A 25,016-nucleotide genomic window follows, 5' to 3' on the forward strand; every position below is an offset into this window, starting at 1 on the left:
GGGGGGGGTGGGGGGGGGGGCGAGGCGGCCGGCGGCGCGGGCTGACCATCCTGGCCACCGCGCTGGTCGACACCGGCTCGCGGATGGACGAGGTGATCTTCGAGGAGTTCAAGGGCACCGGCAACATGGAGCTCAAGCTCGACCGGAAGCTCTCCGACAAGCGCATCTTCCCCTCCGTCGACGTGGACGCCTCCGGCACCCGCAAGGAGGAGATCCTGCTCGGCCACGAGGAGCTGGCGATCGTCTGGAAGCTCCGCCGGGTGCTGCACGCGCTCGACTCGCAGCAGGCGATCGAGCTGCTGCTGGACAAGATGAAGCAGACCAAGTCGAACGCCGAGTTCCTGATGCAGATCGCCAAGAACACCCCGGGTTCCGGCGACTGACCCTGGCAGGACAAGCCCGAGAGACCCCGTACCGCTCCGCGCGGTGCGGGGTCTCAGGCTTTTCTCAGGCGGCTCCGGGTTCGGCCCTACTGGTGCGTCACTTATGCTCGAAAGGTCGCACTGCAGGCGAAATGAGGCGATATGGGCGAACACCGCAAGGGCCGTACCCGGCGTCGGCGCGGGCTGCGGATCGCGCTGGTCGCGCTGGCCGCCGTGGTGCTGGTGACGGCCGGGCTCGGCGGGCTCGCCTACTGGAAGCTGAACCGGAACCTGCACGGCGTCGACATCTCCGGGCAGCTGGGCAGTGCCCGTCCGCCCGCGTCCACCGACGGCTCGTTCAACCTGCTGGTGCTCGGCTCCGACTCGCGGGCCGGGGCCAACGGCGGCCTGGCGGGCGGCGACACCGGGGACACCGCCCGCTCCGACACCGCGATGGTGGTGCACATCAACCAGTCGCACACCGCGGCCTCGGTGGTCTCGATACCGCGCGACACCCTGGTGGCCCGTCCGGCCTGCACCGGCGTGGACGGCACGCAGGTCGCGGCGGCCCGCAGCGCGATGTACAACTCGGCGTTCGAGATCGGCGGCCCGGCCTGCGCGGTGAAGACCACCGAACAGCTCACCGGGATGCGGATGGACCATTTCGTGGAGGTGGACTTCGCCGGCTTCGCCTCGTTGATCGACGCGATCGGCGGGGTGGACGTCACCACCACGGTGCCGATAAGCGACCAGGACAGCGGGCTGCACCTGGCGGCCGGAACCCACCACCTGGGCGGGCAGCAGGCGCTGGCGTTCGTCCGCACCCGGCACGGCGTCGGCGACGGCAGCGACCTGGGGCGGATCGAGCTGCAGAAGGAGATGGTGCGGGCCATCCTCGGCCGGGTCGGCTCGCTGGGGCTCGGCTCCAATCCGGTGGCGATGTGGAACCTCGGCGACAAGCTGACCAAGTCGCTCACCACCGACTCCGAGCTGGCCTCGGTGAGTTCCCTGGTGGGCCTGGCGCAGTCGCTGAAGCAGATCGGCCCGGACCAGCTGACCATGGTCACGCTGCCGGTCGGCTACGCCCCCAGCGACCCGAACCGGGTGCTGCCGAAGAACCCGGACGCCCAGCGGCTGTGGGCCGCGCTGCGGGCCGACCAGCCGGTGCCGACCTCCGTGGTCTCCGAGCAGCCGAGCAACCCGGCCCAGAGCTCGCCCTCCGCGACGCCCGGCGCGGCGGCCGGCCGCGGAGGTGCGGAATAGCGCGGTCCGCCTCCCGGTTTGGGAAGAAGCGGGCAGTGCTGGCACACTGGTCCGTCGGTCCCGGTTCACGTGCGGATGTCCATGTCCGCCGACCCGGTGCCCTCCCGATCAGCTAGGAGAATCCGTTGAAGTCCAACGTTCACCCGGAGTACGTGGTCACCAAGGTGACCTGCACCTGCGGCAACGAGTTCACCACTCGCTCGACCGAGACCAGCGGTGAGATCCGCGCCGAGGTCTGCTCGAACTGCCACCCGTTCTACACCGGCAAGCAGAAGATTCTGGACACCGGTGGCCGCGTGGCCCGCTTCGAGGCGCGCTTCGGCAAGAAGCTCTCCGGCAACAAGTCGGCCTAGCGCTTCCACGGCGCCGGTCTCGGGCGTCCTCGTGTACTCACGGGGGCGTCCGGGCCGGCGCCGTTCGCGTCTCTCCCCTCGCACCACCCCCTGTTCGGCACTCACGGAAGTAGGACCACCCGATGTTCGAGGCAGTCGAAGAGCTCCTCGTCGAGCACGCCGACCTCGAAAAGAGGCTGGCCGATCCGTCCGTGCACGCCGACCAGGCGAACGCGCGCAAGCTGGCCAAGCGGTACGCCGAGCTGACCCCGATCACCCGGACCTACCTGGCCTGGAAGCAGGCCGGCGAGGACATCGCCGCCGCGCGCGAACTCGCCGCCGAGGACCCGGACTTCATCGCCGAGGCGAAGGCGTCGGAGGCCCACCAGGCGGAGCTCACCGAGGAGCTGCGGCTGCTGCTGGTGCCGCGCGACCCGAGCGACGACAAGGACGTCATCCTGGAGGTCAAGGCGGGCGAGGGCGGCGAGGAGTCCGCGCTGTTCGCCGGCGACCTGCTGCGGATGTACCTGCGGTACGCGGAGCGGGTCGGCTGGAAGACCGAGATCATCGACGCCAACGAGTCCGACCTCGGCGGCTACAAGGACGTCTCGGTGGCCGTGAAGACCAAGGGCAACGCGGAGCCCGGCCACGGCGTCTGGGCGCTGCTGAAGTACGAGGGCGGCGTGCACCGGGTGCAGCGGGTGCCCGCGACCGAGTCGCAGGGCCGCATCCACACCTCCGCCGCGGGCGTGCTGGTCACCCCGGAGGCCGAGGAGGTCGAGGTGGAGATCCACGCCAACGACCTGCGGATCGACGTGTACCGCTCCTCCGGCCCGGGCGGGCAGTCGGTCAACACCACCGACTCCGCGGTCCGGATCACCCACCTGCCGACCGGTATCGTGGCGTCCTGCCAGAACGAGAAGAGCCAGCTCCAGAACAAGGAGCAGGCGATGCGCATCCTGCGTTCGCGGCTGCTGGCCGCCGCGCAGGAGGAGGCCGAGCGGGAGGCGTCCGACGCCCGCCGCAGCCAGGTCCGCACGGTCGACCGCTCCGAGCGCATCCGGACGTACAACTTCCCGGAGAACCGCATCTCCGACCACCGCACCGGCTTCAAGTCGTACAACCTGGACCAGGTGCTGGACGGCGACCTGAACGCGGTGATCCAGTCCTGTGTGGACGCCGACGCCGCGGCCAAGCTGGCCGCCGCGCAGGAGAACTGAGCCTAAGGGGCCCGAGGGATGAACCTGCTGCTCGCCGAGGTGGCCCAGGCCACCCAGCGCCTGGCCGCGGCCGGCGTGCCCTCGCCGCGCTTCGACGCGGAGGAGCTGGCCGCGCACATCCACGGCGTGAAGCGCAGCCAGCTGCACACCGTGCCGGACGGCGACTTCGACGCCCGCTACTGGGAGGCGGTCTCCCGCCGTGAGCAGCGCGAGCCGCTCCAGCACATCACCGGGCGGGCGTTCTTCCGCTACCTCGAACTGGAGGTCGGCCCCGGGGTGTTCGTGCCCCGGCCGGAGACCGAGACGGTGGTCGAGTGGGCGATAGAGGCGGTCCGCGCGATGGACGTCGCCGAGCCGCTGGTGGTCGACCTGTGCACCGGCTCCGGGGCGATCGCGCTGGCCCTCGCCCAGGAGCTGCCGCGCTCCACGGTGCACGCGTTCGAGCTCGACGAGGGCGCGCTCGCCTACACCCGCCGCAACGTCGAGGCCAGCCCCGACCGGGCCCGCATCCACCTGCACCAGGGCGACGCCACCAAGGCGTTCGCCGACGACCGGTCCTGGGACGGCCGGTTCGACCTGGTGATCAGCAACCCGCCGTACATCCCGCTCACCGAGTGGGAGTACGTGGCCCCCGAGGCCCGCGACCACGACCCGCAGATGTCGCTGTTCTCCGGCGAGGACGGCCTGGACACCATCCGCGGCATCGAGCGGGTCGCCGCCCGGCTGCTGCGGCCCGGCGGCGCGGTGGTGATCGAGCACGCGGACACCCAGGGCGGCCAGGTCCCGTGGATCTTCCGCGAGGAGGGCGGCTGGACGGACGCCGCCGACCACCGGGACCTCAACAACCGGCCGCGCTTCACAACGGCCCGAAGGGCCTCGTTGTGAGCGTCAAGGGCTTCGCTGTGACCACCGGGTGCGGCACGGCGGCCCGAGCGGGCGGTGCGACCACCACTGATTCCACCGAGAGGGGATTGCTCCGATGAGCCGCCGATACGACTGCTCCGACGTCCAGGACCGCGCCAGCGGGCTGCGTGAGGCCGCCACGGCGATCCGCCGCGGGGAGCTGGTGGTGGTGCCGACCGACACGCTGTACGGGATCGCGGCGGACGCGTTCTCGCCGGAGGCGGTGGGCGCGCTGCTGGCGGCCAAGGGGCGCGGGCGGAACATGCCCTCGCCGGTGCTGGTCGGCTCGCCGACCACCCTGCACGGGCTGGTCACCGACTTCTCCGAGCAGGCCTGGGAGCTGGTGGACGCGTTCTGGCCGGGCGGCCTGACCCTGGTGGCCCGCCACCAGCCGTCGCTGCGCTGGGACCTGGGCGAGACCCGGGGCACCGTCGCCGTCCGAATGCCGCTGCACCCGGTCGCGCTGGAGCTGCTGAACGCCACCGGCCCGCTCGCGGTGTCCTCCGCCAACAAGACCGGCGGCCCGTCCCCGTCCACCTGCGACGCGGCCGAGGCGCAACTCGGCGACGCGGTGTCGATCTACCTCGACGGCGGGACGGCCGACCACGCCACGGCCTCCACCATCGTCGACGTCACCGGCAAGGTGCCGGTGGTGCTGCGGGCGGGCGCGATCAGCGTCGAGCAGCTGAGGGAGGTCGCTCCGGACGTCGAGGCCGGCAGTTGACCGCCGCCGCCCCGTTGTACGGAGCGGGGAGCGCCCTGGCGCCGTTCCCGGCGTCCGGGCCGCTCCCGCTGGACACCTTCAAGATCCTCTTCGTCTGCACCGGCAACATCTGCCGCTCGCCGATCGCCGAGCGGCTGGCCCGGCTGGAGCTGGACTCCCGCCTTGGCGCCCCGGTGGGCCGCCGGATCGTGGTGGAGAGCGCCGGCACCTGGGGCCACGAGGGCGCCCCGATGGAGGCGCACGCGGCCACCGTGCTCGGGGAGTACGGCGCGGACAGCGCCGGTTTCGCCGGGCGGGAGCTGCTCGACGAACACGTGATCGACGCCGACCTGGTGCTGACCGCGACCCTGGACCACCGCGCGCAGGTGATCTCCATGGGCCACGCGGCGGGTCTGCGCACCTTCACGCTGAAGGAGTTCACCCGTCTGGTGCAAAGGGTCGACCCGCGGACCCTGCCGGACCCCAGGGAGGGCGCGCGGCTGACCGAACGCGCCCGCGCGCTGGTCCGCTCGGCCGCCGCCCTGCGCGGCTGGCTGCTGGCCGCCTCGCCGGAATCGGACGAGCTGAGGGACCCCTACGGGGCGCCGATCGGCATGTTCCGCAACTGCGGCGAGGAGATATTCGACGCGCTGGACCCGGTGGTGACCGCACTGACCGGCGTGGACCGCTGAGTTGAGCGCCCTCCACTAAAGTTTCGGTGGAGAATTCGTGAAGGCCATGTGCTCAGGCGATGCAGACGGCGGGCGACGGCCGAAAGGCGCAGTCCCGCGCGTGGGGGCGGGCCCGGCGCCGGGGGCCGACCTAGGCTGGAGGGATCCGCCCGCACCGCAGCCCTGGAGCGCAGCATGACGGTCGCCGATGCCCGACAGACCCACTGGCAGGCCGCCGAGGCCCTGCGCACGGCGGACCCGCTGATCGCCGACCTGCTCACCGCCGAGGACGAGCGCCGGGCCGAGTCCCTGCAACTGCTGGCCGGCGAGAACCTGGCCACCCCCGCCGTGCTGGCCGCGCTGGCCGGCCCGCTGGTCGACAAGTACGCCGAGGGCTACCCCGGCCGCCGCCACCACACCGGCTGCGCACCCGCCGACACCGTGGAGCTGCTGGCCGTCGACCGGGCCCGCGAACTGTTCGCCGCCCGGCACGCCAACGTCCAGCCCCGGTCGGCGACTTCGGCCGTGCTGGCGGCCTACGCGGCGCTGCTGCGGCCGGGCGACGCGGTGCTGGCGATGTCGCTGGAGCACGGCGGCCACCTGAGCGCCGGGTCGCGGGCCAACTTCTCCGGGCGCTGGTTCCAGTTCCACGGCTACGGGGTGCGCGAGGAGGACGGCCTGATCGACCTCGACCAGGTCCGCCGGCTGGCCCACGAGCACCGTCCCAAGGCGATCGTCGCGGGCGGCATCTCCTACCCCCGGCACATCGAGTGGGCGGCCTTCCGGGAGATCGCCGACGAGGTGGACGCCTACCTGATCGCCACCGCCGGGCAGAGCGCCGGACTGGTCGCGGCCGGCCTGGCGCCCTCGCCGGTGCCGTACGCGGACGTCACCGTGGTGGCCACCCACAAGCTGCTGCGCGGCCCGCGCGGCGGGCTGCTGCTGTGCGGGGAGGAGCTGGCCGACCGGATCGACCGGGCGGTGTTCCCGTTCTGCCAGGGCGGGGCGGCGATGAACGAGGTGGCCGCCAAGGCGGTGGCGCTGGCCCAGGCCGGCACCCCCGGCTTCGCCGAGTACGCCCGCCGGGCGGTGGCCGGGGCGCGGGCGCTGGCCGCCGCGCTGGCCGCCGCCGGGGCCGCGCCGCTCACCGGCGGCACCGACACCCACCTGGTGACCGCCGAGGTCGGCAGCCTCGGACTGACCGGCGTGGAGGCCGAACGCCGGTGCGCCGCAGCGGGGTTGATGCTCGGCCGGTGCGCCGTGCCGTACGACCCGGCGCCGCCCACCGAGACCTCCGGGATCCGGCTGGGCACCGGTGCCTGCGCCGCCCAGGGGATGGCGGAGTCCGAGCTCGGCGAGGTCGGCGAGCTGCTCGGACGGGTGCTCGCCGGAGCCGATCCGGCCGCGGTGCGGGGCCGGGTCCGGGAGCTCGCGCTGGCGTTCGCCGGGCGCCGCTGAACGATCCCCGGCCGCGGAGGCAACCGCGATGCGGGGGCTGGGCGTCGGAGTCAATAAGGTGTGCACCGTGGCGACGCACCTCGAACCCCGAACCTGCGCGGGAGTACCCTGCGTACTCGTCCGTCGGACCGTGACCCTGGAGGCCAGTGGTGCGTGAGTATCTGCTGGTCCTGTTCGTCTCGGCGGCGGTGACCTACCTGCTGGTCAGCCCGGTGCGGAAGTTCGCGATCGCGGCGGGCGCGATGCCCGCGGTCCGGGCGCGTGACGTGCACCGCGAACCGACCCCCCGCCTCGGCGGCATCGCGATGTTCGGCGGCCTGCTGGCCGGCCTGCTGGCGGCGTCCCAACTCACCAACCTGGGGCGGCTGTTCGTTCAGAGCGCGGACGTCAAGGCGCTGCTGTCCGGGGCCGGGATCATGTTCGTGCTGGGCGTCCTGGACGACAAGTGGGGCGTGGACGCGCTGGTGAAGCTCGGCGGTCAGATGATCGCGGCCGGCGTGATGGTCTGGCAGGGCGTCACGGTGATCTCCATCCCGGTGCCCGGCTACGGCACGGTCACCTTCACCCCCACCCAGGGCATGCTGATCTCGGTCACCCTGGTGGTCGTGATGGTGAACGCGGTGAACTTCATCGACGGCCTGGACGGCCTGGCCGCGGGCATGGTGTGCATCGCCGCGATCGCGTTCTTCCTGTACTCCTACCGGCTCTGGCTCGGCTACGGGGTCAACGACGCCGCCCCGGCCGCGCTGTTCACCGCCGTGCTGATCGGCATGTGCCTGGGCTTCCTGCCGCACAACCTGCACCCGGCGCGGATCTTCATGGGCGACTCCGGCTCGATGATGCTGGGCCTGATGCTGGCCGTCGCCGCGATCTCCATCACCGGCCGCGTCGACCCCGACCTGGTCTCCTCCCGGACCGGCTCGCAGACCATCGCGGTGCACGCCCTGGTGCCGATCTACATCCCGCTGATCCTGCCGCTGACGGTGATCGCGCTGCCGCTGGCCGACCTGCTGCTGGCCGTGGTGCGCCGCACCTGGGCGGGCAAGTCGCCGTTCGCGGCGGACAAGCAGCACCTGCACCACCGACTGCTGGAGGTCGGTCACTCGCACAGCCGAGCGGTGCTCATCATGTACTTCTGGGCCGCGCTGATCGCCTTCGGCACCGTCGCGGTGTCGGTCACCAACACCGGTCGTACGGTCATCCTGACCATGGCGGGCCTGTGCCTGGTGGGCCTCGCGGTGCTGCTGATGCCGCGCTTCAAGCCGCGCGCCCCGAAGGCCGTACAGCCGTTCGTCCCGCCGCGCTACCGCAGCCGCGGCCTGCGGGCCCGGGCCGCCGCCAAGGCCGCCGCGAGGACGTCGGCGAAGGAGGGTTCGCAGGAGGACCCCGAGGGGCCCGCGATGGCCGAGCTGTCGGCCGAGGACAAGGCGCTGCTGGGGCGGATCGGGACGGGTGCGACGGCCTCCGGCCGGCGGGGGGAGCGGCAGGACTGACGGGTCGTCAACTATCGTTCAGCCGTTCGGTGGCACCCGTTCGGCGGCACTCGTGGGCCGATGGTGTGACAGGTGCCACACGTTCATGGTAAAGCTCTCATCAAATAGTTTGTGATACCGTTCACGAGTACCGAGAACACGCCGAAAGACCTGACAGGTGGAGGACTTCCGTCCCTGGTCGGTCTCCCTCGACGGGCTCGCCCTCAACGGCGGTCCGCGGCGTGGTCCTCGCCCAACGTACTTCCGCCCTTGCCGCCGACATGCCGCCGGAGCTGCCGCCATGCCGTCCCACGACGCCCGGATCCTCCGTGGCGCCGCAATTCCCACTGCGGCCGCCGGAGTGATCGCCATGGCGATCTCCTTCGCCGTCGCCCAGGGGAAGGGCCTGGTCGGCGCACTGCTCGCGACCGTGGTGGTGCTGGGCTTCTTCAGCTTCGGCCAACTCGCGCTCGACCGTCTGACCCGCGGCAACCCGCAGATGATGATGGCGGCCGCGCTGCTGGTCTACACGACCCAGATCGTCGCGATCGGCATCCTGCTGGCGGTGGCCAAGCACCTGACCTTCATCGACCGCAAGGTCTTCGGGTTCACCCTGCTGGGGCTCGCCATCATCTGGACGGCGTTCCAGGTCAGGGGCGCACTGAAGGCGAAGATCTATTACGTGGAACCCGACGGCAAGCCGAAATCAGGGCGTCAACCGTGAGCGGGGCACACTGTCCCCCTCGCGAGGGGGGCGGTGTTTATGCCCTCCTGACGGGCTGCTATCGTCCGTCCCAACGGCGGAGTACGGGAAGCGGCCAGGTCCCTCCGAGAATCGGACGGATCGCCCCCCGGCTCCACGAAGCTTTCGAAGATCCCGTGGCGGGGATATGCGCCGCGTCGGGTCCGCGAGAAATCCAACTAGTTCCAGTGCCGCACCGTGGCCGCAGGCCGCGCCGACACACCGAGGTTGCCGTAACCATGCGTCAGAACGAAGGAGTCTGTGGTGGGTGCTGACGTCCAGCTCGCCTCCGAGGCCAATTGCCACTTCGGCTCCGGCTGCGGCTTCCCCGCCCCCGGCCTGAACGAGTTCGACTTCAAGCCGATCTTCACGATCGGCAGCATCGAGTTCAACAAGCCGATGCTGCTGTCGATCATCTGTGCGCTGCTGGTGGTGGGCTTCTTCTGGGCCGCGTTCGCCAAGCCCAAGCTGCTCCCGGGCAAGCTCCAGCTGGTCGGCGAGATCGGGTACGACTTCGTCAAGCGGAGCATCGTGCTCGAGACGATCGGCAAAAAGGGCGAGAAGTACGTCCCGATGCTGGTCTCGATGTTCTTCTTCGTGTGGATCATGAACATCATGTCCATCATCCCGTTCGCGCAGTTCCCGGTGGCGTCCAAGATCGCCTTCCCGGCCGGCCTCGCGCTCGTGGTGTGGATCACCTACATGACGCTGACCTTCAAGAAGCACGGCTTCGTCGGCGGTATGAAGAACCTCTGCTGGCCGTCGGGCATTCCCGGCTGGGTCATGTTCATCCTGGTGCCGATCGAGTTCTTCTCGAACATCTTCGTGCGCCCCTTCACCCTCGCGGTCCGAGCCTTCGCCAACATGTTCGCCGGTCACCTGCTGATCGTCGTCTTCTCGGTGGCCTCGTGGTACCTGCTCAGCCCCACCATCGGCGCCCTGTACGGCTCCGTGTCCTTCGTGGTGGCCGTCGGTCTGACCGCCTTCGAGCTGCTGGTGCAGTTCCTGCAGGCGTACATCTTCGTGATGCTCGCCAGCAGCTACATCGCCGGTGCCCTGGAAGAGGCGCACTGAGCCCCGCGGCCCCGGCCGCGCCCTTGAACTCCCGGTGGCCAACACCCACCGGTATCCCATCCCCGCAAAGGATTAGCTGAGATGTCCGCTCTCGCTGAGGTTTCCGGTTCCGTCGCTTCCATCGGCTACGGCCTCGCCGCCATCGGCCCCGGCATCGGCGTCGGTCTGATCTTCGGTAACGGCGTGCAGGCGATGGCCCGTCAGCCCGAGGCTGCCGGCCTGATCCGCTCCAACATGTTCATCGGCTTCGCCCTGACCGAGGCCCTCGCCCTGATCGGCATCGTCATGCCGTTCGTCTACGGCCAGTGAGCCAGGCGCACCGGTAGTCAATTCCGACGAAAGGTTCTGATATGACCCCCGAGGTTCTCCTCGCGGCTGAAGAGAAGATGAACCCTCTTCTCCCCGCGTGGCCCGAGGTCATCATCGGCCTGCTCTGCTTCTTCATCGTCTTCGGTCTTCTCGGCAAGAAGCTCCTCCCCAGCATCGAGAAGGTGCTGGAGGAGCGCCGCGACGCCATCGAAGGCGGCATGAAGCGCGCGGAGACCGCTCAGGCCGAGGCCCAGGCCCTGCTTGAGCAGTACCGTGCCGAGCTGGCCGAGGCGCGTCACGAAGCGGCTCGGATCACCGAGCACGCCCGTGAGCAGGGTGCTGTCCTGATCGCCGAGATGCGCGAGGAGGGCCAGCGCCAGCGCGAGGCCATCGTCGCCGCCGGCCACGCGCAGATCGACGCCGACAAGAAGCAGGCGACCGCCGCCCTGCGTCAGGACGTGGGCTCGCTGGCCTCCCAGCTGGCCTCCCGCATCGTCGGTGAGTCCCTGGAGGACCACGCCCGCCAGAGCGGTGTCATCGACCGCTTCCTGGACGAGCTGGAGTCCAAGGCCGCCGCTGCCCAGGGTGCGTCCAAGTGATCGGCGCGAGCCGCGAGGCCCTCGCCGCCGGTCGCGAGAACCTGGAGAGCCTGACCGACAACACCTCGGTGGACGCGGCCAAGCTCGCCGAGGAACTCGCCGCCGTCACCGCGCTGCTGGACCGCGAGGTCTCGCTGCGCCGCGTGCTGACCGACCCCTCGCGGTCCGGTCAGGACAAGGCCCAGCTGGTCTCCTCGCTGCTGGCCGGTCAGGTCTCCGGCGAGACCGTCGACCTGGTCTCCGGCCTGGTGCGCTCGCGCTGGTCCGGTTCGCGTGACCTGGCCGACGCGGCCGAGCAGCTGACCTCGTACGCCGAGGTCATCGCCGCCGACAAGGCCGGCGCGCTGGACGACGTCGAGGACGAGCTGTTCCGCTTCGGCCGCGTGGTGGCGGGCTCGCACGAGCTGCGCGCCGCGCTGACCGAGCCGAAGGCCGACACCGCCGCCAAGACGGCGCTGATCCGCAAGCTCCTCGGCGGCAAGGCCAACGCGGGCACCGTCCGCCTGGTCACCAGCCTGGTCACCGTCCCCCGGGGTCGTAGCCTGGAGGGTGGCCTGGAGTCCTACTCCAAGCTCGCCGCCTCCCGGCGTGGCCGCGTGGTGGCGCAGGTCACCAGCGCCGTGCCGCTGTCGGACCGCCAGAAGGAGCGGCTCGCCGCTGCCCTGGCCGGCCTGCACGGCCGCCCGGTCCACCTGAACATCGACGTGGACCCCGAGGTCCAGGGCGGTGTCCGGGTGCAGATCGGCGACGAGGTCATCGACGGCACGGTCGCGAGCCGCCTCGAAGGCGCTCGTCAGGGCCTCGAAGGCTGAGCACCAGCACTATCCGACCCTCGGTCGGGCGTCGGTCCACACCAGGTGGGCCGGCAAAACGTACGGCCGGTTCACCCGACCCGGCCGAGAGTCGAGCACTTGCGGCCCTCAATGGCGGGCCGAGGATCGCAAACTAGGAGAGCAGGGAAGCCTGATGGCGGAGCTTACGATCCGTCCGGAGGAGATCCGGGACGCGCTGGCCGACTTTGTCCAGTCGTACCAGCCGGACGCCGCTTCTGTGGAAGAGGTCGGCAAGGTCACTGACGCTGCGGACGGCATCGCGCATGTCGAGGGCCTGCCCTCGGTCATGGCGAACGAGCTGCTGAAGTTCGAGGACGGCACGCTCGGCCTCGCGCTGAACCTCGACACCCGCGAGATCGGTGTCGTCATCCTCGGTGAGTTCGGCGGCATCGAAGAGGGCCAGACCGTGCGCCGCACCGGCGAGGTCCTCTCGGTTCCGGTCGGCGACGGCTACCTCGGCCGCGTCGTGGACCCGCTGGGCAACCCGATCGACGGCCTGGGCGACATCGCCTCCACCGGCCGTCGCGCCCTGGAGCTGCAGGCCCCCGGCGTCATGGCCCGCAAGTCGGTCAAGCAGCCGCTGCAGACCGGCATCAAGGCCATCGACGCGATGACCCCGATCGGCCGCGGCCAGCGCCAGCTGATCATCGGTGACCGTCAGACCGGCAAGACCGCCGTCGCCGTCGACACCATCATCAACCAGCGCGACAACTGGCGTTCGGGCGACCCGGAGAAGCAGGTCCGCTGCATCTACGTCGCCGTGGGCCAGAAGGGCTCCACCATCGCGTCCGTCCGCGGCGCCCTGGAGGAGGCCGGCGCGCTGGAGTACACCACCATCGTGGCTGCTCCCGCCTCCGACCCGGCCGGCTTCAAGTACCTCGCCCCGTACACCGGTTCGGCCATCGGCCAGGAGTGGATGTACGACGGCAAGCACGTCCTGATCATCTTCGACGACCTGTCGAAGCAGGCCGAGGCCTACCGCTCCGTCTCCCTGCTGCTGCGCCGCCCGCCGGGCCGCGAGGCCTACCCGGGTGACGTCTTCTACCTGCACTCCCGCCTGCTGGAGCGCTGCGCCAAGCTGAACGACGCCCTCGGCGGCGGCTCGATGACCGGTCTGCCGATCATCGAGACCAAGGCCAACGACGTCTCGGCGTACATCCCGACCAACGTCATCTCCATCACCGACGGCCAGTGCTTCCTGGAGTCCGACCTGTTCAACGCCGGCATCCGCCCGGCCGTGAACGTCGGTATCTCGGTCTCCCGCGTCGGTGGCTCCGCCCAGATCAAGGCCATGCGCTCGGTCGCCGGCCGTCTGCGCCTGGACCTGGCCCAGTACCGCGAGCTGGAGGCGTTCGCCGCCTTCGGTTCCGACCTGGACGCGGCCTCCAAGGCCCAGCTGGAGCGCGGCGCCCGCATGGTGGAGCTGCTGAAGCAGGGTCAGTACCAGCCGTTCCCGGTCGAGGAGCAGGTCGTCTCGATCTGGGCCGGCACCACCGGTCAGCTGGACGACGTCCCGGTCGCCGACATCCGCCGCTTCGAGCGCGAGTTCCTGGACCACGTGCGCCTGGAGCACAAGGGCATCCTGGCCGGCATCGTCGAGACCGGCCTGCTGGAGCAGGGCACCATCGACGCGCTGACCTCGGCCATCACCGGCTTCAAGCAGGGCTTCACCACCGCGGACGGCAAGCTGCTGTCTGAGCAGGCCTGAGTCCGGTAGCGAGGGAAAGGACGTAACGACCCATGGGAGCACAGCTTCGGGTCTACAAGCGCCGCATCCGCTCCGTCACCGCGACGAAGAAGATCACCAAGGCGATGGAGATGATCTCCGCGTCGCGCATCGTCAAGGCGCAGCGCGCGGTGGCCGCCTCCACTCCGTACGCCGATGAGCTCACCCGTGCGGTGACCGCGGTGGCCACCCGGTCCAACGCGAAGCACCCGCTGACCACCGAGAACCCGAACGCCACCCGTGCCGCCGTGCTGCTGATCACGGCGGACCGCGGTCTGGCGGGCGGTTACTCGACCAACGCCATCAAGCAGGCTCTGGCGATCTCCGCCAAGCTCCGCGAAGAGGGCAAGGAAGTGGTCACGTACATCGTCGGCCGCAAGGGCGTCGGGTACTACGGCTTCCGGAACCTGCCGGTCGCGAACTCGTGGACGGGCTTCTCGGACAAGCCGACCTACGGGGACGCGAAGGCGATCGCGGCGGACCTCATCGAGGCCTTCACCGCGGAGACCGGTGGCGTGGACGAGCTGCACCTGGTGTCGACCGAGTTCGTGTCGATGCTGACGCAGACCGCCGTGGACGCTCGGCTGCTGCCGCTGAAGCTCGACGAGGTCGAGCTCAGCGACAAGTCGCCCGCGAAGAACCAGATCTTCCCGCTGTACGACTTCGAGCCGTCGGCGGAGGGCGTCCTCGACGCGCTGCTGCCGCGGTACGTCGAGAGCCGGATCTACAACGCTCTCCTGCAGTCGGCCGCCTCCGAGCACGCCGCCCGTCGGCGTGCGATGAAGAGCGCGACGGACAACGCCGGCGAGCTCATCAAGTCGCTCACGCGGCTTGCCAACTCGGCCCGTCAGGCCGAGATCACCCAGGAAATCAGCGAGATCGTCGGTGGCGCCAACGCGCTGGCCGACGCTAGCGCGGGGAGCGAATGACTATGACCACCACTGTTGAGACCACGGCGACGGGCCGCGTCGCGCGGGTCATCGGCCCGGTCGTCGACGTGGAGTTCCCCGTCGACGCGATTCCGGACATGTTCAATGCCCTGCACGTCGAGGTGGACAACCCCGACGGCTCCGGCAAGAAGACCCTGACCCTTGAGGTTGCCCAGCACCTCGGCGACGGCCTGGTCCGCGGCATCTCGATGCAGCCGACCGACGGCCTGGTCCGCGGCTCGCAGGTCACCGACACCGGTGCGGCGATCTCCGTCCCGGTCGGCCAGATCACCAAGGGCAAGGTCTTCAACGCGCTCGGCGAGGTGCTGAACGTCGACAAGGCCGAGTTCGAGGCCTCCGTCGAGGTCAAGTGGCCGATCCACCGCAAGGCCCCGAACTTCTCCGAGCTCGAGTCGAAGACCGAGATGTTCGAGACCGGCATCAAGGTCATCGACCTGCTCACCCCGTACGTCCAGGGTGGCAAGATCGGTCTGTTCGGTGGTGCCGGTGTCGGCAAGACCGTTCTGATCCAGGAGATGATCTACCGCGTCGCCGAGAACTTCGGTGGTGTGTCGGTGTTCGCCGGTGTCGGTGAGCGCACCCGTGAGGGCAACGACCTCATCGACGAGATGGTCGACTCGGGCGTTCTGGACAAGACCGCGCTGGTCTTCGGCCAGATGGACGAGCCGCCGGGCACCCGTCTGCGCGTCGCGCTCTCCGCGCTGACCATGGCGGAGTACTTCCGCGACGTCGAGAAGCAGGACGTGCTCCTCTTCATCGACAACATCTTCCGGTTCACCCAGGCCGGTTCCGAGGTGTCGACCCTGCTCGGCCGCATGCCCTCCGCGGTGGGCTACCAGCCGAACCTGGCCGACGAGATGGGCCTCCTGCAGGAGCGCATCACCTCGACCCGCGGTCACTCGATCACCTCGATGCAGGCGATCTACGTCCCCGCGGACGACCTGACCGACCCGGCGCCGGCCACCACCTTCGCCCACCTGGACGCGACCACCGTTCTGTCGCGCCCGATCTCGGAGAAGGGCATCTACCCGGCCGTCGACCCGCTGGACTCCACGTCCCGCATCCTCGACCCGCGGTACATCGCGCAGAGCCACTACGACACGGCCATCCGTATCAAGGGCATCCTGCAGAAGTACAAGGACCTGCAGGACATCATCGCGATCCTCGGTATCGACGAGCTGTCCGAGGAAGACAAGATCACGGTGCAGCGTGCCCGCCGCATCGAGCGCTTCCTCTCGCAGAACACCTACGTGGCGAAGCAGTTCACCGGTGTCGAGGGCTCGACCGTCCCGCTGTCGGAGACCATCGAGGCCTTCAACGCGATCGCGGACGGCAAGTACGACCACGTCCCGGAGCAGGCCTTCTTCATGTGCGGTGGCATCGACGACCTCGAGCGCAACGCCGCCGAGCTGCTGAAGAAGTAACCGCAGACCGGTCGCACGGCAGACCCAACCGTTGAGGGGTGGTTCCCGGCTCTCGTCGGGGGCCACCCCTCAACGCTGGATCTGCTGTGATCCCGGTCATTTACGGGCCCTTGGTTTCGTTCCGGGGGCGCGTGCCCGTTATTCTTACCGAAACTGTCGAGCTCGACGCCCCATCGCCCGGGCGGCCGAGACCCGGCAAGAGCCAAGGAGCCCACGTTGGCTGAGCTGCACGTCGAGCTGGTCGCAGCCGACCGCAAGGTGTGGTCCGGTGCGGCCACCATCGTTGTTGCCCGTACGGCCTCCGGTGACACCGGCATCATGCCGGGCCACACCCCGGTGCTGAGCGTGCTGGAGACCGGCCCGGTCACCATCCGCACCGTCTCCGAGGGCACCATCGTCGCCGCGGTGCACGGTGGCTTCATCTCGTTCGCCGACAACAAGCTGTCGATCCTCGCCGAGATCGCCGAGCTGGCCGACGAGATCGACGTCGCCCGCGCCGAGCGCGCGCTGGAGAACGCCAAGAACGAGGCGGACGCCCACGCCGAGCGTCGCGCCGAGGTCCGACTGATCGCCGCCGGCGGTCTCAAGTCGCACCACTGAGCCCGGTCTCAGCGACGGTCCCGGGGACGCCTCGAGCGTGTCCTCGGGACTGTCGTATCAGTTGGTAGGAATGGGCGGCCGTGTCTGGCCGCCAACGGGGATGAAGGCAGCGAGGAGGTAGGTGAGCGTGGTCCTCGCCCTTGTGGTGTGCGCGTCGGTGGTGGTCCTCGCCGTCGCGGGCCTGGTCGGCTTCGCGGTACGCCGCCGCCTCATCCAGCGGGTGGGCGGCACCTTCGACTGCTCCTACCGCTTGAAAATGCCGGCCGACGCCTCCACGCAGCCGGATCTCGACGAGAACGGCCAACCCACCTCGGCCCCGGTCCCACAGACCGACGGCAAGGGGTGGGTTTTTGGTATCGGCCGGTACAGCGGCGACTCCATCGAGTGGTTCCGGGTGTTCTCCTACGCGCCCCGGCCGCGACGGGTCCTGCCGCGCACCGAGATCGAGGTGCTGGGCCGCCGCTACCCGCAGGGGCAGGAGGAACTCGCCCTGCTCTCCGGCTCGGTGGTGCTGCGCTGCCTGCACCGGGGCGCGCCGCTGGAGCTCGCGATGAGCGACGACGCGCTGACCGGGTTCCTGGCCTGGCTGGAGGCGGCGCCGCCCGGGCAGAGGGTCAACGTCGCGTAGCGACGAGACCCTCGGGGTGGGGGTCCCCCCGGCCGAAGGCTGGGGGAGGTCAACGTCGCCTGAGTGGTGCGGGTTTGGGCGTGTGATCGGTGCGGCCAGGGCGTGACGCGGCTCGCGTCCACCCGCTTCGACGTGCGCGCTAGGCTGCGGGCATGGTGAACCTGACGCGCATCTACACCCGGACCGGGGACGACGGCACGACCGCGCTCGGCGACATGAGCCGGACCACCAAGACCGATCCGCGGCTGATCGCGTACGCCGACACCAACGAGGCCAACGCGGCGATCGGCGTGGCGCTGGCCGCCGGGGAGCTGGACGGCGAGCTGGTGACGGTGCTGACCCGGATCCAGAACGACCTGTTCGACGTGGGTGCGGACCTGGCGACGCCGATCGTCGAGAACCCCCAGTACCCGCCGCTGCGGGTCGAGCAGTCGTACGTCGACCGGCTGGAGGGGGACTGCGACCGGTTCCTCGCGGAGCTGGAGAAGCTGCGCAGCTTCATCCTGCCCGGCGGCACCCCCGGCGCCGCGTACCTGCACCTGGCGTGCACCGTGGTGCGGCGGGCCGAGCGGGCCACCTGGGCGGCGATCGAGGTGCACGGGGACAGCGTCAACCCGCTGACCGCGAAGTACCTGAACAGGTTGTCCGACCTGCTGTTCATCCTGGCCCGCACCGCCAACAAGGAGCGCGGCGACGTGCTCTGGGTGCCCGGCGAGAACCGCTGACGCCCGGCTACTTCGGCCGCTTGGGGAAGAGCGTGTAACTGGCGGCGATCGCCAGGTTGATCGCGACCACCACGGCCATCCGCGGGTACCAGGAATCCAGCGCCGAGGTGCGCGCCGCGTCGCCGACCAGCCACTGGACGGCAGCCACCAGCGCCACCGTGATCGCCGCGGCCAGCAGTGTCAGCAGGAACGCGCCCCACTCGTAACGGGCGCGCGGCGCACCGTACTTGGGCGGGCCGGCCGGCTTCGGGCCGCCGGCCAGCCGGTGCGCGGCGTGGCCGTCGGCCCAGCGGACCATGCGGTGGCCCCAGGCGATCGAGAAGCCGACGTACGCGGCGGCCAGGCCGTGCGTCCAGTCGGCCGTGGCGCCGCCGCGCAGGTCGGCGACGGTGGCGCCGAGGATCACCAGATCGACCACCGGCAGCAGTGCCAGCAGTGCCAGGCCGGTGCGGCGCAGGCGCAGCCAGTAGCGGGCCAGCAGCCCCGCCGCCAGTACCACCCAGAAGCCGGCCTCGCCGGCCACGATCAGGGAAACCATGCTTCGATCCTCCCCGCGTGCGGGCGCGCGGTCATCGTCCGGGCAGGGGAGCGGCACGTCAGCCGTTCGTCGGACGGCGGGTCCTCCGAGCGGTCGTTCCGGCGGGCGGGAAGGAGTGCTGGGATGGGTCGGGTGAGACTCTCCGAGCGCGGGCAGGACGCGGCCATCGCCCTGGCCGGGCTGCTCGGCGGCCTGCTGCTGATCACCGTCGGCGCGTACTCCGCCGGCCCCGGGCTGCCCTGGTGGGCGCCGGTGCCGCCGCTGGTGGTGATGTCCGCCCTGGCGCTGGTGCGGCGCCGCCGGACGGTGTGGACGGTCAGCGTCGGCGGCGTGGTGTTCGGCGTCGGCGTGTACCTCGGCGCGCTGGTGCCGACGATGCTGCTGTACACCGACCTGCTGTACGCGGCCGTGCTGTACGGCCCGGCGCGGATGAGCCGCGTCCTGCAGCTGTCCGGTGCCGCTACCACCGCGGTGCTGACGGGCCTGACGTGGAAGTACGCCTCGATGCCGGAGGCGCTGCTGGTCGCGGTGTTCTGCGGGCTGATCTTCCTCTCCCCGGTGTGGACGGCCGACCTGCTGCGCCGGCACCGGGAGGTCGCGGAGACGGAGCGGCTGCGCGCCGAACAGATCGCGCTGCTCGCCGAGATGGACCGGCGGGGCGCGGTGGTCGCCGAACGGTCGCGAATGGCACGGGAGTTGCACGATGTGATCGCCAACCACCTGTCGGCGATCGCGATCCACGCCACCGGCGCGCAGGCGGTGGCCCGCCGCCAGTCGCGGGCGGCCGACGAGCCCCTGGTGGAGGCGCTCGCGGTGATCCGGGAGAACAGCGTGCAGGGCCTCGCCGAGATGCGCCGGATGATCGGCCTGCTGCGCGAGGCCACCCCCGAAGAGCCGTACGCGGCACCGCGGTTGGCGGCCGTGGACGTCCTGCTGGAGCAGGCCGGGGCGGCCGGCCGGTCGGCCGGGTTGCGGTTCGAGGCGGAGCAGCTCGGCGAGCCGGGCGAGCTGCCCGCACCGGTCGAACTGGCCGCGTACCGGATCGTCCAGGAGTCGCTGACCAACGCCGTCAAGCACGCCGCGCCCGGGCCGGTCCGGCTGTGCATCCGGTACGGGGAGCGGGAGTTGGAGATCACCGTGGAGTCCCGGTACCGGGAGGGCGAGGGCCGGGCGGTGCCCGGGGCGCGGGCCGGGCTGGTCGGCATGGGCGAGCGGGCCCAGCTGCTCGGCGGGGAGTTCACCGCCGGGCCGGACGGGCAGACGTGGCGGGTCCGGGCGGTGCTGCCGCGGGCGGCGGGCGGGGAGCGGGAATGACGACGATCCGGGTCCTGGTGGCCGAGGACCAGGCGGCCGTCCGGGCGGCGCTGGTGATGATCCTGCGGGCGGAGGACGACCTGCTGGTGGTCGGCGAGGCCGCGGACGGCGAGGAGGCCGTGCGGATGGCGTTGGAGCTGCGGCCCGACGTCGTCCTGATGGACGTGCAGATGCCCCGGCTGGACGGCGTCGCCGCGACCCGCCGGGTGGTCGAGGCCGGGGCCGCGCAGGTGCTCGTGCTCACCACCTTCGACCTGGACGAGTACGTGTGGGGCGCGCTGCGGGCGGGCGCCGCGGGCTTCCTGCTCAAGGACCTGGAGGCGCAGACCCTGGTCGAGGGCATCCGCACCGTCGCGCGCGGCGACGGCATGCTCGCCCCGTCCGTCACCCGCCGGCTGATCGCCTCCTTCGCCCGGCCCGAGGCGCCGGCGGCCGGCCCCGACTCGCTGGACGGGCTGACGCCCAAGGAGCGCGAGGTGTTCGGATGCCTCGGCGCGGGCATGTCGAACGCGGAGATCGCGCGGCGGCTCGGGACGGTGGAGGCCACCACCAAGACGCACGTCAGCCGGATCCTGGCGAAGCTCGGGCTGCGCAGCCGGGTGCAGGCGGCGATCCTGGCGCAGGAATGGGGAGTGGCCCCTCCGGGGGACGGCCCGGCCTGAGGACGGAGTGGCGCGGGGGACCGGTGTGGCGGGAGGAGTGGGCAGGGGTGTGTGGGAGGGGTGCAGATCACACCCCTTCCGGTGCAGATCACACTGCCGGAAGGCACCACGGCGGGCGTGCTCCTACTAGAGTCCCGCGCAGAGCGATGTGGCTCCCGTCGGGCGGTCGGTGCCGCCCGGGTGCGGCGAGCCGCTCGGCGTGCCCCCGGGAGGACCAGATGACCGCACGATGAAGCCCGCACCCTCCGGGTGAGTTTGCTCACGGAGCACCCCGCAGACGGGTGATTTGGGCGGCAATCGAGCGTAGGTACCAGGCGCTCCTGCGTATATTCCCTCGGACGGGTGAAGTTGAGGGACAGTCCGCCGGGTGACAGCAACCTGCGGAACTGGTTGGCCGTCAGATTCAGGAAAGGACCGGTGCACAACCGGACCGAAACGTGGCGCGGTCGATCCCTGGGGTACGGGACGGACGGCAGGCGCGACGCGGCGGAGAACAACGCACACGGCAGAGGAGGAGGACAGCGTGCGCATCACCGGCGACCACACCGGACTGGCCATCGAAGGGCGCCTCGACGTGCGCAGCGCCGCCGACGCCAGAGCGCTGCTGCACGCCGCGGTCGACGGCGGCGAGGGCGATCTCGTCCTCGACCTCGGGCGGCTGGAATCCTGGGACGCGACCGGCCTCGGCGTCATCATGGGCACCCACCGCCGGGCCGGGCGGGTCGGGCGGCGGCTGGTGCTGCGGGACGTGCCGGTGCAGCTGCAGCGGCTGCTGGTGGCGACCCGCCTGCACCGGATCCTGGCGGTGGAGGGGGCGGTCCAGGACCCGGTGGGGACGACGCTGCCGGCGATGGGCTGAGAGAGGCGCCCCCACGCGCCCCCGGTCGTGCTCCCCCTTGTTCTCCGCTCCACCCGGTGTGTTGATCCGGTCCGGTCATGTGGGAAAGTCTCCGGTCAGGTGTCCGAATGGCGGGGAGCAGTGACGTGGGTCAGCCGAGTGGGATACGCCCGCGGGGTGGGGAACTGGTCAGCGGTGAGCGGCTGGTGGTGGTCGGGGGGCCCGAGGGGTCGGAGGCGCGGCGCTGTCCGGACGAGTGGCTGCCGCAGCCGCGACGGATTCGCGGGTTGGTGCAGGCGCGGCCGGAGTTGGGGCCCAGTGCGGCGGTGGGTCCGCTCGCACTCGGGGCCGGGCCGGGGGACCTGCCGCTGCTGGACCGGGACGGCGACATCGCGGCCGTGCTGGGGCAGCTCCAGGAGGGCCGGTCGGTGCGGCTGGTCGGGCAGGCCGGTTCGGGGCGGTCCGCGTTGCTGGCGGCGGTCGCCGAGGCGGCGGGGGAGCTGGCGCCGGACGGCGTGGTGCGGCTGAGCGGCTACCGCCGGACGTCCGCCGACCTGCTGCAGGACCTGTTCGCGGTGACCCATCAGGCGCCGGACTTCCGCCCCGACCGGGAGCAGCTGGTCGAACTGCTGGCCGGGGTGGCCGCGGTGGTGGTGATCGACGACGTGGAGCCGTCCGGGGAGGAGCTGGAGGGCCTGCTGGCGCTGGCCCCCGAGTGCGCGTTCCTGGTGAGCACCGCGCCGGACGCGCCGCCGTCGCTGCCCGGTTCGCGGTTGCGGGACCACCTGGTGGCGGGCCTGTCGCGGCCGGCGTGTCTGACGCTGGCGGCTCGGCTGGCGGGGCGTCAGCTGGACGAGGCCGAGCGGGCGTGGGCGGTGGACCTGTGGTTCGAGTCGGAGGGCCTGCCGCTGCGCTTCGTCCGCGCGGCGGCGCTGCTGCGGCAGCGGGACGTCGCGGTGGACGCGCTGGTCGCCGCGCAGGAGGACCGGCGGAGCGTCTTCGGTTCCGTGCAGGAGTACGAACTCCCCAGTGACCCGGCCGAGTTGGAGGCCGAACTGCGGGCCGGGGTGCCGTTGCCGTCGGTGGGGGAGAGCGCCGCGCCGGCCCGGCTGCTGCTGCGCGGGCTGAGCGAGCCGGCCCGGCGGGTGCTGCGGCTGGCGCTGGCGCTGGACGGGGAGTGCCCGACCGCACCGCACCTGCCCGCGCTGATCGACGTCGGCCTCGGCGAGAGTGCGCTGCAGGAACTGGTCGACAACGGCCTGGCGGTGTCGGTGGGCGGCCACCACCGGCTCGCCGAAGGGGTGGTGGCGGCGCTGCTGCCCGAGACGGAGGCGGACGCGGAGGGGCAGCCCGCGCCGTTCGCGCCCGGCGGGGTCGCGCACGGCGCGGCCGAACACCTGGCCTGGTGGGTCGGGCACGCCTCGGTGAGCACCCGTCAGGTCGCCGCCGAGGCCGAGGTGATCCTCGCGGTGCTGCACGCCGAACGGGACGCCGACCGCCCCGAGCAGGTGCTGCGGCTGGCCCGGGCCGCCGCGCCGGTGCTGGCGCTGTCGCTGCGCTGGGGTGCCTGGGAGCGGTGCCTGCAGCTCGGCCTGGAGGCCGCCCGGACGGCCGGCGGGAGCGCCGAACAGGCCTGGTTCCACCACGAGTTGGGCGTGTACGCGCTGTGCGTCGGCAACGCGCAGCGGGCGGCCGCCGAGCTGGAGACGGCGCTCGCGCTGCGCGGCGCCTCCGGCGACCAGCGCGGCGGCGCGGCCGGGCGGCGGATGCTCGACCTGATCCGGCTGGACGAGACGGCGGCGCTCACCGTCGGCGACGCCCAGCCGGACCGCGGGCGGCGCACCATCCGCGCGATCGCCCAGGTGCCGGCCCGGCTGCGCAAGCGGGCGCCCGCCGGGGCCCGGAAGACCGTGCTGGCGGCGAGCGCCGCCGTGATGGCGCTCGGCGTGCTCGGCACCGCGATCGGCGTGGCCGTCAGCGGCGAGGACGCCCCGGCGGGCAAGCAGCCCGGCAGCTCCGCGGACGACGTCACCCCGGAGCCGACCGCCAGCAGCAGTCCGCGGCCCAGCAGCAGCCCCCGGGCGACGGCGAGCGACAGCGCGACGCCGTCGCAGAGCCCGTCGGAGTCGGCGAGCAGCAGCCCGTCCGGCAGCCACCGGGCCAGTGGCAGCCCGAGCAGCAGCAAGCCCGCGGCGACCACGAGCACCACCAAGTCCACGCCGCCGCAGTCGAGTTCGGCCCCGCCGCCGAGCACGTCGACCCGGCCGTCGAACTCCTCGCCGCCGCCGAGCAGCGAGCCGCCGAGCTCCCCGCCGCCCAGCAGCGAGTCGCCGACGAGCCCGCCGGGTTAGACGTTGAGCCGGAGCTGGAGCCGGCAGCCGCCCGGGCGGTTGTCGGTGTCCACGGTGAGCGGCACCGGGTGGCCCGGGGAGGCGGTGAAGCGGTCGTTGGGGAGCGCGCCGCCGCACTGGGTGACGTCGCCGTTGCCGGCGTACCGGATGTCGAGGCTGACGGACGGGGTGTTCTCGACGAGGAAGGTGAGCAGGCAGCCGCCCGGGCGGCTGTCGGTGTCGATGCGGATCGACGGGCCGAGGACGTGCGCCGAGGGCGAGGCCGGCATCCGGTAGTCGCCCTGGTTGTCGCACTGGCCCGGGCCGGTGCCGTGGAGGGTCGTCCAGGCGTACCGCACGGAGGCGGAGCCCAGCTGGTTCTGCGGGTCGAACAGGCCGAGGGCGAGGTGGCAGCCGCCCGGGCGGTCGTCGGTGTCGAGGACGATCTCGTCGGTCCACTCGCCGTTGGGGTGCCACTGCTCGCCCTGGCGTCCGCCGCACTGGCCCGGATCGCCCTCCGGGTCGAACCGGATGCCGAGCGCGGCCTGGCCGAACAGCGCGGCCTGCGTGGGCGGCGCGGGAAGGACGGCCGCGACGGCGGTCGTCGCGACGGCGGCGGCGAGCGGGGCGAACCTGCGGATGACGTGGTGCATGTGACGGCTCCCTTCGGTGGGGCCTCGCGGCCCTTTGCCGTTCAGGGAATCCGGCAGCCCGGGCGGGCCCGACCGACACGCGGATCCCGGGCGGGCAGATCCACTGGAAGGGTTCAGGCGCGGAGCTGCTCCGGGTCCAGCCTGCCGTTCTCGACGTGCTCGGCGATGACGCGCCAGGCGGGGACGGCGAGCATGGCGGCGACCAGGTCGCCGGGGGCGGCCGGACCGAGCAGGTCGCCGGTGAGACGGCGGGCCGGGACGAACGACACGCCGCGGTCGGCCAACCAGGCCTGGGCGGCGGCGAAGCCGTGCTCGGCGTGCACCCGGCGCAGCGGGCCGAGCCAGCCCTCGCGCCACCAGGCGGCGCGTTCGGCGTCGGGGACTTCGGCGAAGGTCGGGGCAAGGGCCTCGGCCAGCCGGCGGGCGTGGCCGGCCTCGTCGCCGGACAGGTGCGGGTACTCGGCGGCGAAGTGCTGCCACTCCGTCCCGGCGGGCACGCCGTCCGGGCCGAACGGCTCCTGGGTGCCGCCGGCGGCGTGGACGGCCCGCAGTACCTCGTGGCGCGGGGGAGACTCGGGCGAGCGGGTGGGTGCGAAACCGGGGGCGCGGGGAACTGCGCGACAAGCGCTAGTCACGTCCGCAAGGTCGCGATCACGTGCAGGTCATTGTCCTGCGTCGCGATCTTGC

The 25,016-nt window shown here is 71.6% G+C and carries 26 protein-coding genes and 1 pseudogene; 24 read left to right on the plus strand and 3 right to left on the minus strand.

What is annotated here, in order from left to right:
* The 20 genes and pseudogenes from ACWEMJ_RS28835 to ACWEMJ_RS28930 form a co-directional block, all read left to right on the plus strand.
* Positions 1 to 383, plus strand: a pseudogene (locus tag ACWEMJ_RS28835) (hypothetical protein); the annotation flags it as partial.
* A gap of 141 nt (positions 384 to 524) precedes the next feature.
* Positions 525 to 1,625: an LCP family protein gene (locus ACWEMJ_RS28840; protein ID WP_452140047.1), complete on the plus strand. Its 1,101-nt coding sequence runs from the start codon at positions 525 to 527 to the stop codon at positions 1,623 to 1,625.
* 125 nt (positions 1,626 to 1,750) lie between these two features.
* A complete protein-coding gene (gene rpmE, locus ACWEMJ_RS28845) occupies positions 1,751 to 1,978 on the plus strand; it encodes a 50S ribosomal protein L31 (RefSeq protein WP_035866123.1) in 228 nt (75 codons plus the stop codon).
* A 122-nt stretch (positions 1,979 to 2,100) separates the two neighbouring features.
* A complete protein-coding gene (gene prfA, locus ACWEMJ_RS28850) occupies positions 2,101 to 3,177 on the plus strand; it encodes a peptide chain release factor 1 (RefSeq protein ID WP_452140048.1) in 1,077 nt (358 codons plus the stop codon).
* 18 nt (positions 3,178 to 3,195) lie between these two features.
* Entirely contained in the window at positions 3,196 to 4,062 is an 867-nt protein-coding gene (prmC, locus tag ACWEMJ_RS28855) for a peptide chain release factor N(5)-glutamine methyltransferase (RefSeq protein ID WP_452140049.1), read from the plus strand.
* A gap of 94 nt (positions 4,063 to 4,156) precedes the next feature.
* A complete protein-coding gene (locus ACWEMJ_RS28860; RefSeq protein ID WP_452140050.1) occupies positions 4,157 to 4,804 on the plus strand; it encodes an L-threonylcarbamoyladenylate synthase in 648 nt (215 codons plus the stop codon).
* Positions 4,805 to 4,839: 35 nt separating this feature from the next.
* On the plus strand, positions 4,840 to 5,475 hold the full coding sequence (locus ACWEMJ_RS28865; protein ID WP_452140068.1) for an arsenate reductase/protein-tyrosine-phosphatase family protein: 636 nt from the start codon (positions 4,840 to 4,842) through the stop codon (positions 5,473 to 5,475).
* A gap of 174 nt (positions 5,476 to 5,649) precedes the next feature.
* Positions 5,650 to 6,912, plus strand: coding sequence for a serine hydroxymethyltransferase (locus tag ACWEMJ_RS28870; protein WP_452140051.1), 1,263 nt, complete (start codon positions 5,650 to 5,652; stop codon positions 6,910 to 6,912).
* Positions 6,913 to 7,061: 149 nt separating this feature from the next.
* Positions 7,062 to 8,405, plus strand: a complete 1,344-nt coding sequence (locus tag ACWEMJ_RS28875) for a glycosyltransferase family 4 protein (RefSeq protein ID WP_452140052.1) — start codon at positions 7,062 to 7,064, stop codon at positions 8,403 to 8,405.
* 349 nt (positions 8,406 to 8,754) lie between these two features.
* Entirely contained in the window at positions 8,755 to 9,108 is a 354-nt protein-coding gene (locus ACWEMJ_RS28880; RefSeq protein WP_452140053.1) for a hypothetical protein, read from the plus strand.
* Between the two features lie 282 nt (positions 9,109 to 9,390).
* On the plus strand, positions 9,391 to 10,200 hold the full coding sequence (gene atpB, locus ACWEMJ_RS28885) for a F0F1 ATP synthase subunit A (protein WP_452140054.1): 810 nt from the start codon (positions 9,391 to 9,393) through the stop codon (positions 10,198 to 10,200).
* Between the two features lie 81 nt (positions 10,201 to 10,281).
* A complete protein-coding gene (atpE, locus tag ACWEMJ_RS28890) occupies positions 10,282 to 10,509 on the plus strand; it encodes an ATP synthase F0 subunit C (RefSeq protein ID WP_014138091.1) in 228 nt (75 codons plus the stop codon).
* A gap of 41 nt (positions 10,510 to 10,550) precedes the next feature.
* Entirely contained in the window at positions 10,551 to 11,108 is a 558-nt protein-coding gene (locus tag ACWEMJ_RS28895) for a F0F1 ATP synthase subunit B (protein WP_452140055.1), read from the plus strand.
* Positions 11,105 to 11,920: a F0F1 ATP synthase subunit delta gene (locus tag ACWEMJ_RS28900; RefSeq protein ID WP_035866148.1), complete on the plus strand. Its 816-nt coding sequence runs from the start codon at positions 11,105 to 11,107 to the stop codon at positions 11,918 to 11,920. Before ACWEMJ_RS28895 ends, ACWEMJ_RS28900 begins: the two co-directional genes overlap by 4 nt.
* Before the next feature lie 154 nt (positions 11,921 to 12,074).
* The gene (gene atpA / locus ACWEMJ_RS28905) at positions 12,075 to 13,649 is read left to right on the plus strand and encodes a F0F1 ATP synthase subunit alpha (RefSeq protein ID WP_452140056.1); all 1,575 of its coding nucleotides are present in this window, start codon (positions 12,075 to 12,077) and stop codon (positions 13,647 to 13,649) included.
* A 32-nt stretch (positions 13,650 to 13,681) separates the two neighbouring features.
* Positions 13,682 to 14,596 carry a F0F1 ATP synthase subunit gamma gene (locus ACWEMJ_RS28910; protein WP_452140057.1) on the plus strand — a complete coding sequence of 305 codons (915 nt, stop codon included), beginning with the start codon at positions 13,682 to 13,684 and terminating at the stop codon, positions 14,594 to 14,596.
* 2 nt (positions 14,597 to 14,598) lie between these two features.
* Positions 14,599 to 16,041: a F0F1 ATP synthase subunit beta gene (atpD, locus tag ACWEMJ_RS28915; RefSeq protein ID WP_452140058.1), complete on the plus strand. Its 1,443-nt coding sequence runs from the start codon at positions 14,599 to 14,601 to the stop codon at positions 16,039 to 16,041.
* Positions 16,042 to 16,257: 216 nt separating this feature from the next.
* Positions 16,258 to 16,641 carry a F0F1 ATP synthase subunit epsilon gene (locus ACWEMJ_RS28920; protein WP_452140059.1) on the plus strand — a complete coding sequence of 128 codons (384 nt, stop codon included), beginning with the start codon at positions 16,258 to 16,260 and terminating at the stop codon, positions 16,639 to 16,641.
* A 127-nt stretch (positions 16,642 to 16,768) separates the two neighbouring features.
* Entirely contained in the window at positions 16,769 to 17,269 is a 501-nt protein-coding gene (locus ACWEMJ_RS28925) for a DUF2550 domain-containing protein (protein ID WP_380362609.1), read from the plus strand.
* 152 nt (positions 17,270 to 17,421) lie between these two features.
* On the plus strand, positions 17,422 to 17,994 hold the full coding sequence (locus ACWEMJ_RS28930) for a cob(I)yrinic acid a,c-diamide adenosyltransferase (RefSeq protein WP_452140060.1): 573 nt from the start codon (positions 17,422 to 17,424) through the stop codon (positions 17,992 to 17,994).
* 7 nt (positions 17,995 to 18,001) lie between these two features.
* Here the strand turns inward: ACWEMJ_RS28930 and ACWEMJ_RS28935 are convergent, their stop codons facing one another.
* Positions 18,002 to 18,532, minus strand: a complete 531-nt coding sequence (locus ACWEMJ_RS28935) for a hypothetical protein (RefSeq protein WP_452140061.1) — start codon at positions 18,530 to 18,532, stop codon at positions 18,002 to 18,004.
* 123 nt (positions 18,533 to 18,655) lie between these two features.
* Here ACWEMJ_RS28935 and ACWEMJ_RS28940 point away from each other — a divergent pair, with 123 nt between their 5' ends.
* The 4 genes from ACWEMJ_RS28940 to ACWEMJ_RS28955 all read left to right on the plus strand — a co-directional run bounded on the left by ACWEMJ_RS28940 (position 18,656) and on the right by ACWEMJ_RS28955 (position 23,697).
* Entirely contained in the window at positions 18,656 to 19,846 is a 1,191-nt protein-coding gene (locus ACWEMJ_RS28940) for a sensor histidine kinase (RefSeq protein WP_452140062.1), read from the plus strand.
* Positions 19,843 to 20,508, plus strand: coding sequence for a response regulator (locus ACWEMJ_RS28945; RefSeq protein ID WP_452140063.1), 666 nt, complete (start codon positions 19,843 to 19,845; stop codon positions 20,506 to 20,508). Before ACWEMJ_RS28940 ends, ACWEMJ_RS28945 begins: the two co-directional genes overlap by 4 nt.
* Positions 20,509 to 21,031: 523 nt before the next feature.
* The gene (locus tag ACWEMJ_RS28950) at positions 21,032 to 21,367 is read left to right on the plus strand and encodes an STAS domain-containing protein (RefSeq protein WP_452140064.1); all 336 of its coding nucleotides are present in this window, start codon (positions 21,032 to 21,034) and stop codon (positions 21,365 to 21,367) included.
* Positions 21,368 to 21,672: 305 nt separating this feature from the next.
* Positions 21,673 to 23,697 (plus strand): ATP-binding protein, encoded by a 2,025-nt coding sequence (locus ACWEMJ_RS28955; RefSeq protein ID WP_452140065.1) that lies wholly within the window; start codon positions 21,673 to 21,675, stop codon positions 23,695 to 23,697.
* On the opposite strand, the gene ACWEMJ_RS28960 is transcribed toward ACWEMJ_RS28955, so the two are convergent.
* Entirely contained in the window at positions 23,694 to 24,329 is a 636-nt protein-coding gene (locus tag ACWEMJ_RS28960) for a hypothetical protein (protein WP_452140066.1), read from the minus strand. The two genes, ACWEMJ_RS28955 and ACWEMJ_RS28960, sit on opposite strands and share 4 nt — an antisense overlap.
* Positions 24,330 to 24,442: 113 nt before the next feature.
* The gene (locus ACWEMJ_RS28965) at positions 24,443 to 24,964 is read right to left on the minus strand and encodes a hypothetical protein (RefSeq protein WP_452140067.1); all 522 of its coding nucleotides are present in this window, start codon (positions 24,962 to 24,964) and stop codon (positions 24,443 to 24,445) included.
* Positions 24,965 to 25,016 lie beyond the last annotated feature (52 nt).

The sequence above is a fragment of the Kitasatospora sp. NPDC004531 genome, from assembly GCF_053602195.1.